General features: G+C 70.0%; 15 protein-coding genes. 5 read left to right on the top strand and 10 right to left on the bottom strand.

What is annotated here, in order from left to right; translation table 11 throughout:
- The first annotated feature begins 170 nt into the window (after positions 1-170).
- From ASD69_RS11865 to ASD69_RS11880, 4 genes are all read left to right on the top strand, one after another.
- Positions 171-443: a sigma factor-like helix-turn-helix DNA-binding protein gene (locus tag ASD69_RS11865; RefSeq protein WP_056178066.1), complete on the top strand. Its 273-nt coding sequence runs from the start codon at positions 171-173 to the stop codon at positions 441-443.
- Positions 440-1,486, top strand: a complete 1,047-nt coding sequence (locus ASD69_RS11870; protein ID WP_056178069.1) for a LysR family transcriptional regulator — start codon at positions 440-442, stop codon at positions 1,484-1,486. Before ASD69_RS11865 ends, ASD69_RS11870 begins: the two co-directional genes overlap by 4 nt.
- 136 nt (positions 1,487-1,622) lie before the next feature.
- Entirely contained in the window at positions 1,623-2,393 is a 771-nt protein-coding gene (locus tag ASD69_RS11875; protein ID WP_056178071.1) for an SDR family oxidoreductase, read from the top strand.
- 119 nt (positions 2,394-2,512) lie between these two features.
- Positions 2,513-3,049 carry an Ohr family peroxiredoxin gene (locus ASD69_RS11880; protein WP_056178073.1) on the top strand — a complete coding sequence of 179 codons (537 nt, stop codon included), beginning with the start codon at positions 2,513-2,515 and terminating at the stop codon, positions 3,047-3,049.
- A 101-nt stretch (positions 3,050-3,150) separates the two neighbouring features.
- Here ASD69_RS11880 and ASD69_RS11885 read toward each other — a convergent pair whose 3' ends face one another.
- The 5 genes from ASD69_RS11885 to ASD69_RS11905 all read right to left on the bottom strand — a co-directional run bounded on the left by ASD69_RS11885 (position 3,151) and on the right by ASD69_RS11905 (position 9,018).
- On the bottom strand, positions 3,151-3,804 hold the full coding sequence (locus tag ASD69_RS11885) for a hypothetical protein (RefSeq protein ID WP_082576444.1): 654 nt from the start codon (positions 3,802-3,804) through the stop codon (positions 3,151-3,153).
- A 19-nt stretch (positions 3,805-3,823) separates the two neighbouring features.
- Positions 3,824-4,609, bottom strand: coding sequence for a thioredoxin family protein (locus ASD69_RS11890; protein ID WP_056178076.1), 786 nt, complete (start codon positions 4,607-4,609; stop codon positions 3,824-3,826).
- Positions 4,610-5,110: 501 nt separating this feature from the next.
- The gene (locus tag ASD69_RS11895; RefSeq protein ID WP_082576445.1) at positions 5,111-7,177 is read right to left on the bottom strand and encodes a serine hydrolase domain-containing protein; all 2,067 of its coding nucleotides are present in this window, start codon (positions 7,175-7,177) and stop codon (positions 5,111-5,113) included.
- 78 nt (positions 7,178-7,255) lie between these two features.
- Complete coding sequence (locus ASD69_RS11900) at positions 7,256-8,626, bottom strand: M56 family metallopeptidase (RefSeq protein WP_056178079.1); 1,371 nt, start codon at positions 8,624-8,626, stop codon at positions 7,256-7,258.
- Positions 8,623-9,018 (bottom strand): BlaI/MecI/CopY family transcriptional regulator, encoded by a 396-nt coding sequence (locus ASD69_RS11905; protein ID WP_056178083.1) that lies wholly within the window; start codon positions 9,016-9,018, stop codon positions 8,623-8,625. The genes ASD69_RS11900 and ASD69_RS11905 overlap by 4 nt, the downstream gene beginning before the upstream one ends.
- Positions 9,019-9,246: 228 nt before the next feature.
- Here ASD69_RS11905 and ASD69_RS11910 point away from each other — a divergent pair, with 228 nt between their 5' ends.
- Positions 9,247-12,108, top strand: a complete 2,862-nt coding sequence (locus ASD69_RS11910; RefSeq protein WP_056178085.1) for a ThuA domain-containing protein — start codon at positions 9,247-9,249, stop codon at positions 12,106-12,108.
- A 21-nt stretch (positions 12,109-12,129) separates the two neighbouring features.
- Here ASD69_RS11910 and ASD69_RS11915 read toward each other — a convergent pair whose 3' ends face one another.
- The 5 genes from ASD69_RS11915 to ASD69_RS11935 form a co-directional block, all read right to left on the bottom strand.
- A complete protein-coding gene (locus ASD69_RS11915) occupies positions 12,130-12,666 on the bottom strand; it encodes a hypothetical protein (RefSeq protein ID WP_056178087.1) in 537 nt (178 codons plus the stop codon).
- Between the two features lie 183 nt (positions 12,667-12,849).
- Positions 12,850-13,491 carry a DUF2894 domain-containing protein gene (locus ASD69_RS11920; protein WP_056178089.1) on the bottom strand — a complete coding sequence of 214 codons (642 nt, stop codon included), beginning with the start codon at positions 13,489-13,491 and terminating at the stop codon, positions 12,850-12,852.
- Positions 13,481-14,143 (bottom strand): OmpA family protein, encoded by a 663-nt coding sequence (locus ASD69_RS11925; protein ID WP_056178090.1) that lies wholly within the window; start codon positions 14,141-14,143, stop codon positions 13,481-13,483. Before ASD69_RS11925 ends, ASD69_RS11920 begins: the two co-directional genes overlap by 11 nt.
- Positions 14,140-16,236: a DUF802 domain-containing protein gene (locus ASD69_RS11930; protein WP_056178093.1), complete on the bottom strand. Its 2,097-nt coding sequence runs from the start codon at positions 16,234-16,236 to the stop codon at positions 14,140-14,142. The genes ASD69_RS11925 and ASD69_RS11930 overlap by 4 nt, the downstream gene beginning before the upstream one ends.
- Complete coding sequence (locus ASD69_RS11935; RefSeq protein ID WP_056178096.1) at positions 16,217-16,948, bottom strand: DUF3348 domain-containing protein; 732 nt, start codon at positions 16,946-16,948, stop codon at positions 16,217-16,219. The genes ASD69_RS11930 and ASD69_RS11935 overlap by 20 nt, the downstream gene beginning before the upstream one ends.
- Positions 16,949-17,071: the final 123 nt, after the last annotated feature.

Raw genomic sequence — 17,071 nt, forward strand, 5'->3', positions numbered from 1 at the left:
AAGCTCCAGTGGGTGAGGGGCGCCGGCGGGCGCGGGCCCGACCGGTTGGCGGCCAATCTAGGCAGGACCGGACCGCGCCGGTAGGTCGCCGCGCGGACGCGCGGTGTTGAGCGCGGCGCACCAATGCGGAGGCGCTGTAACAAAACGGCCCGCGGCTGCGTCCTTGTCGTATGAGCCACCCCCAGGACGATCTCGAAGCGCCAGCGACAGCCTCGAATGTGGACCGCGTCTGGTCCGAATTCAGGGCGGCGCTGAATCTGTTGGCGCCGGAGGTGCGGGCCGCGTTTCTGTTGCATGAGGTGTTCGAGGCCGGCTACGACGACATCGCCCGGCTGATCGGCCAGCCGGCGCAGGTCTGCCGCAGCCATGTGGAGTACGCGCGAGCGCATGCGCGCACCCGCATGCCACCGTTGAGTCCGAAAGCGAAGGTCACGTCGCGATGAACGCCACCCTGTCAGACACCCACGAACGCCAGCTCCCGCTGGAATCCAGCTTCTCCGCCAGCTATGCCGGCGTGATGGCCTTCATCGCGGTGGCCACCGAGGGCAGCTTCGCGCGCGCGGCCGACCGCCTGGGCGTGGGCCGTTCGGCGGTGAGCCGCAGCGTGCAGAAGCTGGAAGGCCAGTTGGGCGCGCGTTTGTTCTCGCGCACCACCCGGTCCACCTCGCTGACCAGCGAGGGCGAGCTGTTCTTCGAGAACTGCCGCCCCGGCGTGGAGCGCATCGAGCAGGCGCTGGAGGACATGCGCGATCTGCGCGAAGGACCGCCGCGCGGACAGCTGCGGATCGCGGCGACGCACGGCTTCGGGCGCAAGGTGCTGGCGCCGCTGATGCGCGAGTTCCGCCTGCGCTACCCGGGCATCGCCATCGAGCTGATCCTGGACGAACGCGAGGCCGACCTGGCCACGGAACGCGTCGATGTGGCCTTCCGCGACGGCCGCCTGGACGACAGCCAGGTGATCGCCAAGCAGTTGGTGCCCATGCAGATGTTCGTCTGCGCCTCGCCGGAGTACGCGCGTCGCCACGGTCTGCCCACGTCCGTCGCCGATCTGGACGCGCATGCCTGCATCAATCGCCGCTTGCCCAATGGCCGCCTGCGCAGTTGGGACTTCAAGCTTGAAGGCCGCGCTCACAGCCTGCTGCCGACCAGCGATCTGGTGTTCAACGACGACGATCTGATCCTGCAGGCGGTGCTGGACGGGCAGGGCTTGGCGCAGATGCCGGGCTTCCAGGTCTGCGACGCCCTGCGCCAGGGCGCGCTGCGGTTCGCGCTGAACCAGTACGCGCCCGACGATCGCGGGCACTACCTGTGCTACCTGAGCCGGCGCCAGCTGCCCAAGCGCATTCGCGCCTTCATCGACTTCGTCACCGTGCAGGTGCGCGCGCTGAATCTGGATTGCGTCGAGTACTTGAGCCGCCTGCCGGCGCAGCCGGCGGCGCGTGCGGAGGCGATGTGGGCGCGCGCGGTCGAGGACGAAGCCGCCTGATTGGTGCGCGCCGGGAAACACCGTGCAGCCGGTTGCGTGGCTACTGCGGGCCGCGCGCGGCGCCTAGCATCGTTGCGCAGTCGCCGGTGACGCCTACGGACACCGGCTCCCCCGTCAGGACCTCAAGAGGTGGAACATGAAATTCGTCGTCATCGGTGGCACCGGACTGATCGGCAGCAAGGTGGTCTCGCGCCTGCGCGAGCAGGGCCATGAGGCGGTCGCGGCGGCGCCGTCGACCGGCGTCAACATCCTGACCGGCGAGGGCCTGGACACCGCGATGGCGGGCGCCGATGCAGTGGTGGACTTGGCCAATTCGCCCTCGTTCGAGGACGCCGCGGTCATGGACTTCTTCCAGACCGCAGGCCGCAATGTACTGGCGGCCGAAGCGCGCGCGGGTGTGGGCCATCATCTGGCCTTGTCGGTGGTGGGTACCGAAAAGCTGTCCGCCAGCGGCTACTTCCGCGCCAAGAGCGCGCAGGAGGAATTGATCCGCGCGTCCGGCCTGCCTTACACCATCGTCCACTCCACCCAGTTCTTCGAGTTCCTGCCCGGCATCATCCAGTCCGGCAGCGAGGGCGACACCGTGCGCCTGCCGACGGCGCTGATCCAGCCGATCGCGTCGGAAGACGTGGCCGCGGCGGTCGCGCGGCTGGCCTTGCAGGCGCCGGCCAACGGCATCGTCGAGATCGCCGGCCCGGTGCGCGAGCCCTTGTCCGATCTGGCGCAGCGTTTCATGAACATCGTCCAGGACCCGCGCGAGGTGGTCGGCGACGCGCATGCGCGCTACTTCGGCGCCGAATTGCAGAACGACACCCTGGTGCCTGCCGGGCCGGCCTGGCAGGGCGCGCTGAACTTCGAGCATTGGCTGGAACAGTCCGAGTACGCGCGCTACGTCCCGCGCGCCTGAGCGCGCAAGCGCAGCCCGCGCATCCATCGGCCATCGCAACCCGCGTGCGCGCGACGCGTCGCGCGCACGCCCCGCGGCTGCAAGGAATCGGTCGAACCCGCCACGGACACCCGTCGCGCATGAGCCCTTTGCAGCCGCCCTCGCCGAGCTTGCTGGACAAGTACCACGGCGACGAAACCCTGGCGCTGTACACCGGACGCGTGCGCGTGACCGGCGGCGAGGCCGCGCACGGGCGCGCGTCCGGCGTGGTGCGCTCGGACGACGGCGCACTCGATGCGCATCTGCGCCTGCCGGTCGAACTGGGCGGGCCCGGCGGCGGCAGCAATCCCGAACAGCTGCTGGCGGCGGGCTATGCGGCCTGCTTCCACGGCGCGCTCCTGCTGCTGGCCACTCGCGCGGGCGTGGCGTTGAGGGACGTGGCCGTGGAGGCGGCGGTGACCTTCGCGCGCGACCCCATGGATGGCCTGTTCCTGCTGTCGGCCGACATCCGCGTGAGCCTGCCCGGCGTGGAGCGCGCGCTGGCCGCCGAACTGGTGCGCAACACCGAGCGCGTCTGCCCCTACGCCAAGATGTTGCGCCATGGCATCGATCACGTGGTGGTGTTGGCCAGCGAGCCCGAAATGTCGTCGTCCGCCGGTCGCGCGGACCCTGCTTGAGCGACGCGCGTTCGTTATCGCGGCCGCGCCAGCCGTCCGCGTCGACGCATGATCCACAGGTGCTGCACGCGCTTCACGCCTGATCGGCGTCGGCGCCTGCGCTAACGCAGCACCATCAACAGCGTGCCTGCGGCCGCCAGTGTGGCGATCCAGAGCGGGCGCCGCGCGCTCGCACTCAGCAGGGTCGGGAACCTAGCGGCTCCGCGGCAAACGCCGACGGCGATGGTGCCGGTGGTGATCAGCATGGCGGTCATGTGCAGCGCGACCGCGGCCAGAGCCAGGGTCAGCGAACCGGTGGCCGTGATTTCGCGCGCCGGCGTGTCCGACATGCACAGCGGCACCAGCGCTGGAACCAGCATCAGTCCGGCGCCGTGCGCCGTGGCCATCAGGCAGGACCACAGCGCCATGCCGGCGTGACCGGCATGCGCATGGACGCGGAAAGCGGTGCCGCCGCGCCGCTCTTCGCGCGGCACGGCGCGATGCAGCCAGCGGTAGCACGCCAGGGCGACGAGCAGGGCGCCCGCGAATGCCTGCACCCGGCCACGGTCGACCAGCACGCCTTGCGCGACCGCGAGCACCACGATCGCCACCGAGGCGGCGTGTCCGATCGCGATGGGCAGCAGGGCAAGGCGTGCCCGGGCGCTGTCGCGCGAGCCCAGGCCCGAGGCGGCGGCGAACATCCAGCCGCTGGTCGGACTCAGCCCGTGCAGCGCGCCCAGTCCGGCGACCGCCAGCCATGGCCATAAGCCGCTCACGATGCGCGCCTGCGAGCGGTCAGGATTGAGACGCGCAACACGCGGCCGCCGCCGGCGCCTTTGCTGGCGCCTCGGACGCGTAGCGATCGTGATGGCGTACCCAGGCCATCGGATAGTCCAGGCCGTCTTCGTCGCGCCCCTTGGGAGTCAGGTCCAGCAGGGCGTAGGTGTGCATCATCGCTTCCACGCCGCGGCCGTAGCGCGAGTAGGTATGGAACACCTGGCCCGCATCGTCGCGATAGAACACGCTGATGCCGGGCGCCTCCTCGTGCGGGAAGCGCTGGATCGTGTAGTTGTAGTCGGCGTTGCCGTCGGCGACTTCGTCCGCGCTGAAATTGACGCCGAAGTCGCGATTGAAGTCGGTTCCGTACGAGGACACCCAATTGAACCGCCAGCCCATGCGTTCGCGAAAGCGCTGGATATCCGGCAGCGGCGCACGCGATACCACCAGCAGCGTCACGTCGCGCTGGGCGAGGTGGAGGTTGGCGCCGTCGTTGTGGTCGGCCATGTAGGAACAGCTCTTGCAGCCTTGCTCCCAGCCCGGCGCGAACATGAAGTGCTGCACCAGCAACTGACGGCGGCCCTCGAACAGATCGGCGAGGCGGCGCGGGCCGTCGGGGGTGTCGAACCGGTAGTCCTTGTCGACGCGCAGCCACGGCAGCGCACGGCGTTCGCGCGCGATCCGGTCCTGCAGGCGGGTGAGTTCCTTCTCCTGCGCCAGCAGCGCCTTGCGTGCGGCCAGCCAGGATTCCTTGGACACGACGGGATGATCGGCGAGGTGGGTTTCGGCAAGTGCGGCGTTCATGCGGTGCTCCTGGACCCGGGGGGCGGTGGTGGTGAGCGGGCACGGAATCGGCGGCGTGCGGGCAAGGCGCGCCCGTCTCCGATCCGTTGGCCGGAGGAAGGCGGAGCGCTTGCGGGCGCGGCGCGGACCCGACGCTCGGGCGGTCCGCGGGGCGGGGTTTCGGCGACGTCCGCCGATGCTCGGTCGGCCGTGCTGCCGGTGCGGCGCCTGATCCCGATGTCCGATGGCGCCAACGGCGGCGCCGTGGGAGCAATGTACCCAGCGATCGGCGCGGCGGGGAGTAACAGGATTGTCGCGAATGCGGCGGGCGGAACGGCCTGGTTGCTGTGCGGCCCGCTGCCGCGGGGAGAGGCCGATCCGGCAACGGTGCGGAGAGATCGCGATCGGCCCGGCCCACGCTGGGCGAGGTCGACGTGCCGGCGCCGGCCGAGCCCCGCGGCGAGGTCGCGGTGCGATGGCCGCTTGAGCGCAGGTTGCGGTGCTCCGCCGGCGAGCGCTCGCCTAGGGCGAACGCTCGGGCCGGTCGTTTCCGGTGGTGGCGTCGGGCGGGGCGGCGAGCGACAAGGGGCGATCGCCCTCCAGGAAGGTGTAGGTCCTTTGCTCGTCGTCCAGCACCAGGGCGCGCGCGCCGTCGCGCTGCGTCGCGGTGAACCGGAATCCGGCGACGCTGGGCGAGATCGATTCGATCACGGTGTCCGCGTCGTCCCGGTTCAGGAGCACCTCGGTGCGCCAGCCGCCGAAATCGAACCAGGTCTTGGCGCCTTCCGTGACGATGCGGATCGAGCCCAGCGTGGGGTGGGAGTACACCGGCGCCAGTCGCCGCAGGGTCTCGGCGTCCAGCGGCGCGAGCTGGGCGCGATGCGCCTCGCGCTCGCGTTTCAGGCGGGCGGGCAGCGCGTCCAAGGTCGCGGCGGCGCCGCGGTCCACGTCGAACAGCAGCTCCAGAAAGCGATCGGCGAAGAATCCACGCAGCTGCGCGCCGGCATCGGCGTTCATCAGCAGCACATAGCCGGCGTCGATCTCCGGCAGCCAGAAGATCTCGGCCTGGTAGCCGGCCATGCTGCCGCCGTGGGTCACTTGCAGGATGCCGGCCCGGCGATCGGTTTTCAGGCCCATGCCGTACCACTGGTCCACACCGCCGCGCGCGACCTGAGGCTTCAGACGTTCGTGCAGCGCCTGTTCGCCGATGTAGCGGCCGCCTTGCGGCAGTCGCCCGGAGGCCAGTTCCATGCGCAGGTATCGGTTGAGGTCGTCGATGTTGCTCCAGGCGCCGCCGTCGGGCCGCATCGGGATCGACATCCGGTTGTAGCCCATAGCGGCCACGGCGAGGTCGCCGTCGATGGTGAGGCCGTGCGGCGAGGCGAAGTTGCCGCGTTGCGCGAGCTCGAAATCGAAGGTCGTCGAGCGCATGCCCAGCGGGTCGAACACCAACTCCTGCATGCTGCGGTCGTAGGCCTCGCCCAAGGGCAGCTCGGGATGCGCGACGTGGGCGCCGAGGTAGCCCGCCGCGACGGCCATCAGATTGGAATACTGGTACAGCTCGCCGATTTCGGCCGTGGGCCCGATGCGCGCCAACAGGCCCAATACGTCTTGCGGCTTCAACTCGTCGCCGGACAGCGCCCATTCCATGTCTTGCGCGGGTATGCCGGTGCAGGCGCACAGCAGGTTGCGCACGCGGATTCGTTTCGTCAGTGCCGGGTCGCCGACCTGGAACGAAGGCAGCAGGCGCGCGGCGGGCGCGTTCCAATCCAGTTCGCCCCTGTCGACCAGTTTGGCCAGCATCAGCGAGGTCATGGGCTTGGTGACCGAGGCGGTCAGGAAGCGCGTGGAGGCGTCGACCTTTTCGTCGCTGCCGAGCTTGCGGACGCCGAGGCCGCCGGCGTACTTCACCTCGCCGTTTTGGACGACGCCCAAGGCGACGCCCGGGATCCCGAGGCGGGTGCGCGCGTCCTCCAGGAAGCGCAGCAGGGCCGCGATCCGGTCCGCGTCCAGCGCGTGCGCTGGCTTGCCCGCCAGGGTATCGGGCACGTAGTTCCTGGCGCGCAGGCTGGAAAGCACGCGCGTGACTTGGGCTTCGCGTCGGCTCATGGCCTCGGACGGCAGGTCCAGGATCACGACGATCCAGGTATCGCCCTCGTGCAGGAGTTGGGCGCGCAGCACGCGATTCGGCTGTGCTGCGTTTGCGTAGTCGTAACTGCGCACGGACGACCAGCCATTGCGCAGCGGACGGTCGCGCGCGTCAGGCAGGCTAGGCGCGGCGGTGGGCCGATAGTGCTTCCATGCCGATGCGATGGCTTCGTCCGCGGACTGGGCGGCGACGTCCACGATCGCGATCCTGGCGTCCTCCGCCGGCGTGCGCATCACGGTCAAGGCGCCATGCGTTTGCCCGGTCCAGCCGGCCGGCGTGATATAGCGCACGCCCGATGCGGTTCGGTTCCAAGCGTCTTCGCTCAACGCTTCGGTCGGCGCCGGACGGGCGGTGTCGGTGCCCGCGAACGCGCCAACGCAGCTGGCGTGAAGCAATAGACATCCCAGGGCGGCCCAGGGCCACCAATGGCGTCGTTTCATGTTGGAACCCTTTGTTGGTCTGTGCGCGGGACGTACGGCGGCTGCGGGAAACGGCGATTGGGCCGCGGGGCCAAGGTGTCAGGGATAGCCCAGCGACTGCTGTCCGGCCAGGAATTTGGCTTCGGCCTGCGCGGTCGCGATGCGGTAGCGCGACTCGGCGGCCGCGTGCAAGCGGCTGTAGTCCCGATTCAAGCGGTGGAGGCGCGCATCGCGGTCTGCTTGCGGCGCCGTACGCTCCAGCGCAGCAAGCTCCTGGCCGTAAGCGTCCATGAGCTTAGTCAGGGTCTGGGTATAGTCGTCGTGGCTGGCGTAAAGGAACTGGGAGTATTCGTCGTGCAGGGCGATGACGGCATCGGGATCCGTCGCTGTCGTCGGCGTGGCGGTGCGATGGCGCGAGGGCGCTTGCGCCGACGTTCGGACCGATTCGGTGCTGCCGGCCACGGGATGCTTCAAGGCGATGCGCGGTGCCGCGATGTCGGCCGCGACCCACAGGACGATCAGTGCGCCGCTCACGGACAACAGGGTCGCCGTGGCGGCCCACGTCGGCGTCTTCGGCGCCTCGATGATCGCATCGATACGCTCATCCAGTGTTGCCAGGGACGCGGCGGCGCACAGCGCCTGCGTATCGCGTCGCGGTTGCGCCGGAGCGAGGTGCTCGATCGACAGCAGCAGGGCTTCGGCATAGTCGACGGACGCGCCGTAGGCCCGCGACGCGCGCAGATCGCAGGCGATCTCGCGCGCGGAGTCGATGGCCGCGCTCATCAGTCGCAGAATCGGGTTCCACCAGAACAGCGCTAGCGCCAGACGCTGCATCAGCAGTATCGGCAGGTCCTTGCGCCGGATGTGCGAGGCCTCGTGCAGCAGCACCGCGCGCAGCGCGTCGTCCGGCAACGAGGTGGCCAGTTCGCGAGGCAGGACGATCTTCGGAGCCGCGATACCTAGCGCCGCCGGCCCGAACGAGGGCGAGACATGGATCTGCGTGCCTGCGGGAATCGCATGTCGATACCTGTGTTCGAGTTCGTGCGAGCGCTGCGATGCGGCCAGGACGCGCCGCGCGCCGGCCTGCGCCGACAACAGGCGCGCCAGGCCCCAGGCGGCGCCTGCCAGCCACAGCGAGATCAGCAGCGCGGCCAGCTCCGGAGCGATCGTCATGGCGTCGCGCTGCCAGGCAGTCATGAGTGCCGCGCCAGGATCGGCCGCGGCGGGTTCGGCTGCGCGCGGTTGGCTCGAAGACGAAGCCGGAACGATCGAGTGGCCCAGCTGTGTCGTCGGCAAGGGAATCGCGGGGCCTATCACGGTCAAGGCGAAGGCCAACAGCAACAGCGCGGCGCGTTTGCCGGGGGCGACCGCGCCGGTCCGGATCGCGAGGTACAGCAGCGGCGCGACGATCAGGCAGAGCAGCAGGTGCTCGACCGCGTAGTTCAGCAACCAGAACAGCAGCTGCGTCATCGCGCCTTCTCCTGCTTCCGCGCCGCACGAATCTTGTCGCGCAGCGCCGCGATCTTGCCGGGGTCGACGTCGTGGTTCTCGATCAGGTGCAGGGCCAGCGCTTCCGGCGAGCCGTCGAACAGCTGCGTCATCAGATGGCTGAGCGCGCGTTCGCGTACGTCGGCCTTGGTCAGGGCGGGGCGGTAGATGAAGGCGCGTCCTTCCTGCCGGAACGTCACCAGCTCCTTCTTATGCAGGATGCCGAGCATGGTCAGCACGGTGGTGTAGGCGACGGGCTTTTGCCGGGCCAGGGCATTGGCGACCTCGCGCACCGAGGCTTCGCCGAGTTCCCACAGGACCTCCAGGATCGCTTGCTCCGCTTCGGTCACCGATTGCGCCGTGGGTCGGGCCATGGGTATCGCCACTAATTCCTTAGTTGTTGCCAGCCTAGGCCGCCCTGGATGGCTTGTCAACTATGTAATTAGTCGTGGTGCCGGCTGCGCGATCGATCGCGGCATCGTCGCGCCGCATCGCAAACAAAAACTGTCGATTGAACATAGATCGGCCCGCCGCTTGCCGCAGAGCGACGGGACTAGGATGCGCTCAGGCCCGAGTGCGGCCGGTCCTTGGGAGAGGCGTCGATGAGCGTGCGCAAGGCCCGCCCCGCCGCGCGTTGGCGCGGTTGGAGGCACGCAGCGGCGCTGTCGGTCTGCGTCCTGCTGTCGGCCTGCGCCGAGCCGCCGCGCACGGTGGTCATCATTGGCGGGGCGGCCAGCGAAGGGCCGGGCAAGCACGATTATCCGCAAGGCGTACGCAAGCTGCAGGCGCTGATCGAGGCCTCGCCGGACGCGCGCGCCGCGCTGCGCGTGGTCGCCTATCCGGACGGCTGGCCGCAGGACCCGCGCGCGCTGGACGGCGCCGACACCGTGGTCTGGTACTTCGACGGTCTGGATCGTCATCCGTTGCGCGATCCGCAGCGGCGCCGCCGTTTCCAGGCGCTGATGCAGCGCGGCGTCGGCCTGGTCGCCTTGCATCAGTCCTCGACGGTGCCGGTGGGCGAGGACCTGGGCCTGGCGCGTTGGTTGGGCGGAGCCCGCGAGGGCATGTTCGACCGCAGCACCGAGTGGGCGCAGTTGCTGCCGGCCGATGCAGGCGCGTCGCTGAGCCGCGGCGTGGCCGCGTTCGCTTATCGCGACGAGTTCTATCCCACGTTCCGGTTCGCGGCGGCCGGCGGCAAGCGCCTGCCGGTGCTCAAGACCACGCTGCATCCGCAGTTTCGTGCGGGGCGACCTGTGATCGCCGATCGCGCCGAGGACGTGACCGTGGCCTGGGCGTTCGAGCGCGACGGCGGCGGTCGCGGTTTCGTCTACAGCGGCGCGCATTACCTCAGCGCACTGGATCGGCCGCAGCTGGCGACGCTGTTGCTCAATGCGATCGCGTGGTCGGCCGGCGCGCAGATCCCGCGCGATGGCCTGCGGGCGGCCGGCTTGCCGGCCGACGATAAGCCGCCCGAGGCGGTCGCCGCCGCGAGTCCGCAGCGTGCGACGTTCCATGTCGATGCGGCGCGCTCCGGCTGGCGCAGCGACGAAGCCGTGCTGACGCCTCAGAACGTAGACGAAACGCGATTCGGCGAAGTCTGGCAATCGCTGCCGCTGGACGGCGTGGACGGCCAGCCCGCGCGCCTGTACGCCTCGCCGTTGTATCTGGACCGCCTCACCCTGACCCAGGGGCCGCTGCGCGGAGAGGTCTTCCCGGTGGTGATCGCGGCCAGCAATAGCGGTTACGTCTACGCCATCGCCGCGGCCCAACGCGGCGATATCGCCGCTGGCCGGATTCTGTGGCGCACGCGTCTGGGCGCGCCCTGCCATCTGCAGCCGGCGCCGCTGGACGGCGTCGCCACCGGCATCCTGAGCACGCCGGTGATCGACGCCAAGCGCGGGCGTTTGTATGTGACCCATTGCGATCCCGCCGCGCGCTGGCAGGCGTATGCGCTGGATATCGGCAGCGGCGCGGTGCAACCCGGTTGGCCGGTGCGACTGGACGAAGAACGCTTCAACGCCGTGAACGCGAATGCCGGTCCGCAGCGCGTGCCGCCGAGGCGTCGCCACGATTTCCGCGTACAGCGCGGCGCCTTGAACCTGTCGCCCGATGGCGGGCAGCTGTACGTGGTGTTCGGCGAGAGCGAGACCGGTTGGCTGGTGGCGGTGGATACGCGACGCGCCGAAGTCAGCAGCGCGTTCGCGGCGGTAGCGATGCCGCACCGCGGCAGCGGCGGCATCTGGGGCGCGGGCGGGCCCGCGGTCGATCTCGAAGGTCGGGTGTACGTGGTCACCGGCAGCGGCTTCGAGGGCTATCAGGACAGTGCCCACGACTGGACCCAGTCGGTGCTGCAGCTGACGCCGCCGGGAGAGAAGCACGGGTTCGCGCTCAGCGGTACGTATACGCCGTTCAATTACTGCCAAAGCGCGAAGATGGATATCGACCTGGGCTCCGGCGGCGCCATCCTGCTGCCGGAAGCGAGCTCCGGCGATCGACGGCGCCTGCTCGCGGTGGGCGGCAAGCAGGGCAATGTCTATCTGCTCGATCGCGATCGCATGCCGGGCCGCCTGGATCGGCGCCCGCCTTGTTCCGATGACGCCTCCAGCGACGCGTCCCTGTTGCCGCCGCAGCGCCAACCGCAGTTCGGCGCGCGCGGGCCCTTGAACGTGTTCGGTCCCTATTCGGAACGCGACGCCGCCCTGGACCTGGCGCGTTCGCGTTCGCTGCCGGCTAGCTTCCGCGATCGGCATGGCAAGGACTATCTGTTCGTCACCGGCAACAGCAAGCGCGCGCCGGGTTCGGCCGACAGTGTGCCGCCTTCGCTGGTGCGTCTGCGGGTGGTGCGTCGCAAGGGCCTGGCCCCGTTCCTGGAAGTAGACCGACGCCAGACCTCGCTGGTGCTGGGCAACCCGGGCTCGCCCGTGGTCACCAGCCGGGGGCCTGAGCACGCCATCGTCTGGGTGCTGGACGAGAATGCGCCGCGCTCGGCCTTGCTGAGCGGCGCCGACGCGCCGCGCCCGGTGCTGTATGCCTTGGAAGCCGATAGCCTGCGCCTGCTATGGCGCAGCGCGCCGGGCGAGCTGTACACCAGCGGCAAATACAACGAGCCGGCGTTCGGCGGCGGCCAGGTGTTCGTCGGCACCGACCGCATCCAGGCCTTCGGTTTGGGTGGGCGCCGCATAAGTCGGCCGCCACCCGTGCCGCCCACGGTCGCGACCGTGGTGCCGCCCGCGCCCTCGAACGCGTTGGCGGGTGCGGCCGTCGACGAAATCTACCGCCAACGCTGCGCGGCCTGTCACGACCACGCCGTGGGCAACATCCCGCCGCGCGATGTGATCGCCCGCCATCCGCGCGAGCGCATCGTCCATGCCCTGAGCGAAGGCGCGATGCGCCCGCAAGCGGCGGGCCTCAGCGCGGAACAGATCGCACAGCTGGCGGACTACCTGCGGCGCGGCCGCAGGTAGGCGCCCTGCGCCGCGCACGCTTCAGCCGGCGCCGGTGGCGAGATAGTGCCCGACCACGCGCTGGAACCGGTCGTGATCCATCTGCAGGCTGTTGGTGTACACGACCACCGGGGTGGACACCGTGGAGTGCGTGGACAGCATGCGCTTGTAGAGCCGGTGATCGCGGTGCGCGGCCAGGAAACGATCCGCATCCTTCAGCAGCACCTTGTAGCCGTTCAAGGACGGCGTGGTGAAGTCGGTATAGCGCTCGATACCGGCGATGTCGTTCCAGCGGATCTTGATATCGCCGCTCAGGTCCAGCCCTTCCGGACCGGCCCTCAAAGGGCTGCCGCCGCGCAGCTTCGCCATGCCGAGCAAGCCCAGGCCCAGGAACAGCAGGGCGCCCAGCACCGTCATGGGATAGAAGATGGCGGGATTTCGCAGCATCGCCTTCAGGCTGTTCGGGTCGGGTCCGCGGTAGGCCATGTAGGCGGCCGCCAGGCCCAGCGCGAACAGGAACAGCGAGGAGATCAGGACCTTGCCTTTGTGGATGTCGGCCGAAAACGTAGGGGTGTTCACGTGTCGCCTCGAAGTCTGTTTCGTGGCCCGGCGCGATCGCGCACGGGGGTCCTTGCAACGCAGGCGTCGCAGTCGCGCCGGCGGCTCCCGGCGCGATGCAGCGACGGGTTGCGGTCGATCTTCGCGCAGGTGCGCTTGCGTCGGCAACAGGCACGATGCTGTCCGCCGCCGTGCGCTCTGATGCTACTCGCGGCGCTTGCGCGGTTTGCTGCGCGTGCGCGGCTTGCCGCTTTCGCGCGGCGGCGGATCCTGCGCCGCCAGCACGCCGCTGCCGTTCATCTGCTCCAGCCACGACAAGGCGTCGGCGTAGGCCAGGAACTGCTGCAGGTAGCCGGGCGAGAGTTCGCGCATCAGGCTGAGCGAGCGATGCACCAGGCGGCTGGAGTTGAGCGGGCCGGCGTGGCTGGAGGACTGTTCCAGCGAACGCCGCACCTGGCTGTCGGTGCGCACATTCGCCCACAGCGTGCGGAAGTCGCCGAGCAGGGCGAGTTCCGGCAGCGGGGTGCCCTGGGCCGCGCGTTCTTCCGCCGCGCCGCCATTGCGGGAGTCGCCGCGGCGGGCGAGTTCGTCGGCCAAGGCGCCTAGCGGCCCGCGCTCGCGCTCCAGGTCGGCGCTGGCGGGTTCGCTGCGCGCGAGCCGGCGTGCGTAGGCGTCGATCAGGTCGGCGAGTTTGCTATCCAGCACGCGTCGCGCCTCGCCGTCGTAGTCGGGTGCGCGCCGGCGCAGCGCCGTCATGTAGTGGAAGGCGAGGGGATCGACGCGATCGGCGCCCCGCTCGCGCCAGGCGTCGAGGATGGCGGGGTCGGGCGAGGGTTTACTTCGCATCGGAGGACGCGCGCGTGCGCTGCAGGCGCGGCACCGGCGCCATTTCCACGCGCCGGTTGTTGGCGCGGCCGGCCGCGCTGGTGTTGGCGCTGACCGGCTGCTCGGCGCCGAAGGCGGCGGCGAAGACCGCGGACGAGGGCAGGCCTTCGGCGATCAGGGCGCGGGTCACGGTAAGCGCGCGCTGCGCCGACAGTTCCCAATTGTCGGCGAACTCGGGATTGGCGTCGCTGACCTGGCGGTCGTCGGTGTAACCGCTCACCATCAGGGCTTCGTCGCGCTCGCGCAGGTAGGCGGCGAGCGGGCGCGCGATGCTCTTGAGCAGCTCGCGTCCCTCGGGCTGCAACTGGTCCGAGTTCAGGGCGAACAGCACGCTGCCGCGGATGCCGATGCGCCCGTCGACCAGGGTGATCCGGCCCGCCGCCAGGGGCACGGCCAAGGCGCGCTCCAGGGTCTGGCGGCGCTGGGTTTCCAGCTTGCGTTGCGCGATTTCCTGGTTGAGCTTGATCTCCAGCTGCAGCTGCACGGCGATCACGCCGACCAGGATCAGCACGAAGGCGCCGAGCAGGATCGACATCAGGTCGCCGAACGCGGCCCACACCGGCACCGAGGCGTCGGCGTCGCCATCGACCTCGCTGCTGAAATCCGCGCTCATGCCGCCGCGGCGCCGTTGGCCGCGCGTCGGTCGGACAGCTGCTGCATGTCCTCGACGATCTGCTTCTGCGCCAGCAGGCTCAGGTCGACGACTTCGCGTGCCTGGGCGACGTAGTAGGCCAGCTGTTCGTCGCTGCGCGCGAGCGAGCGCTGCAGCGCGTCTTCGATGCCTTGCAGGCGCTCGCTGAGCTGGTCGTTGGCCTCGCCGAAGACGCGCGCGGCGGCGCCGAAGGCTTCGCCCAGGCTGGCCACTTCGACTGCGCCTACGCTGACCTGGTCGGCGACCGCGCCGAGCTTGCCGGTCTCGGATTCGATATGGCCCATGAAGCGCGTGCCGACCCGATCCAACAGGTCCGCCGAGGTCGAGACCAGCGCGTCGATGGCGGCGCGCTGTTCGGTGGACGCGTGGTTCACGGCCGCCAGCAGGGTGTCCAGCGTCGCCATCAGCTGGGTGCGTTCTTCCAGCACCGCGGTGTCGCGGGCCATGCTCTCGGACAGGTTCTGGCGCAGTTCGCCGATCACTTCGGCGGCGGCCTTGGGCGCTTCCGAGGCGGTATCCACCAGTCGCGAAATCTCGGCGATGGTCTGGCTGGCGTGCGCCTGGCCGCGTGTGCCGATCTCGTCGGCGGTGCGGGCCAGGGTGTCGCAGATCTCGCGCTGGCGTTGCGCGGTGTCGGCGCTGGCCTGTGCCCAATCCTCGCGCAAGGCGGCGCTCATCGACGCCAGCGATTCGGTCCAGGCGCTCAGGCGTTGCTGGTCCTGCGCCGCCAGCGCGGTCTTCAGCTCGCCGTGCGATGCATCCACCGCGCGCAACAGCGCGGCCGAGTGCCGTTCGAAGGTGGCGGCCGCCGCGCTCAGCGCGTCCTGGTTCTGCGTCGCCAGGCCGGCGTTGAGGTCCTGTTGCTGCGACAGCGCCTGGGTCCAGGCTTGTGCGACCTGATCGGCGGTCGCGTCCAAACGCGTGGACACGCCGTCCACCAACGCGAGCGAGCGCTGCTCGAAGCCGGCGCCGAATTGATCCAGCGCGCCGCGCAGATCGCCGGTGAGGGCTTCGTGGGTCTGCTGCTGCTGAGCCAGCGATCGGTTCCAGATCTCGGCGATGTTGCCGGTGGTGGTTTCCAGGCCGCTGGACCAACCCTGCAGCTGCCGCTCCACGGCGAGGCCGACGCTGTCGCGCAGCGCGGCGGTCTCGCGCGCCATCGCCGCCATCGTGGTCTGCATCACCGGCTGCAAGGCCTCGCTGGCCACGCGCACGCTGTCGGAGACGCTGTGCTGCAGGGACTGCTCGACCGAGGCCGCCAGTTGCGTGAACACCGCCTGGGTCTGGGCGTGGAAGGCTTGCTGTTGGGCGAGCTGGCGTTCGTTCGCGCCCAGGCTGTGCTGCTCGATGGTCGCCATCATGGTCTGCAGGCGCTCGATCAGGGTCGGCATCAGATCGGTCTGGCGCTGCAGCAGGCGCAGGCTCTCCTCGCGCCGATGCGCCTGCGAGTACGCATGCAGGTCGGTGGCGATCTTCGCGTCCAGCGTTTGCACCGCGCGCAGGCGTTCGCGCCGGCGCAGCGCCGACAGCAGACCCAGCATCGCCGAGGTCGCCACGCCCGCGATCGAGGTGCCGAAGGCGAAGCCCAGCCCCTGCACGGGCGCGGCCAGCGAGTCGCGGATCGCCTGCAGATCGGTCGCGGTTTCCAGCGCCATGCCGGTGCCGCGCAGCATCGCCATCATGCCCAGCAAGGTACCCAGCATGCCCAGCAGCACCAGCAAGCCGACCAGATAAGGCGTGAGCGTCGGGCCCGGCAGCGGCAGGCGCTGGCCTTCGACGCGCTGACGCACCGCATTGCGCAGCGAAGGATCCAACTGGCCGAGCCAGCTGTCCAGGCTGGAAGGCGGCGTGGACAGCTCGCCCAGGCTGCGCTCCAGCGTGGCCGTGGCCTGCCGGTAGCGCAGCAGTTCCAGCGCGCCGGCGAGGTAGCCGGCGGCGATCAACGCGGTGACCGCCAGCCCCAGCGGGTTCGAACCCAGATAACCGGCGCCGATCCAGCACACCGCCACCAGGCCGAGCGAGAACACAACGAAATCAAGCGAATGTCTGTACATGACGTCCCTGGGGGTGGGGGCGAAGCGCTGCAAGCAGGCCTTCCAGCGGGAGAAAACGGACATCCAGTTCGGCCAGCAGCACGCCCTGCATGTCCCTGCGAAAACCATCCAGCCAAGCATCGGACGCCGCCATCGGCGCCTCGATCCGGGCCTGTTGCGCGGCCAGGCGCGAACGCTCGAAGTGCTCGCCGAGCAGGCCGGGCACCGCGGCCAGCAAGGCCTGTTCGCGCGGGCTCAGCACCGCTTCCATCAGCGCGTCCAGGTCGGCGAGCCGGCTCAGTTGCGCCGAGCGCGCGCCGAGCAGATCGCGCAGGCGCCCGCGCCAACGCCCGGTCGCGGTCAGCATCGCCCGCTGCGTGGACAGGTAATGCTGGCGGAACACCGCGTAGTCGGGCTCGGCCTCGGGCGTGTCCGCGGCCTGCGGTCCGGTTGCGCACAGCTGCAGGCAGCCGGCGATCGCGCTGGTCAGCGAGGCGCGCGTGGCGGCGTAGGCGGCCTCTTCGACCGCGTCGAACGCGGGCCCGCCCGTGCCCGCCATTGGTGTGGCGGCATCCAGCACCCGCGACAACGCGACCGCGCGGGTCCAGTCGATCCAGTCGCTCAATCGGTCCGACAGCGATGCGGGAGGAGGGGGTACGTCGACGTCCGTGAGGCGAGCGAGCAGGCGAATGAACGTCGGGCCACGGACCAGTGTCCGTTGTAGAGCTTCCAAAGATCGATTGGCCAAAAAACGACCAGTTTACAGGGTGCGGGGGGATGCCGGGCGCCGACGCTGGGCCGCGCCCGGGCCGGCCCGGGCATGCGGGCGGGGCCTGCCTGCCGGTCTAAACGGCCG

Origin of the sequence: Lysobacter sp. Root604 (assembly GCF_001427505.1) — a bacterium.
Classification (GTDB): domain Bacteria; phylum Pseudomonadota; class Gammaproteobacteria; order Xanthomonadales; family Xanthomonadaceae; genus Lysobacter.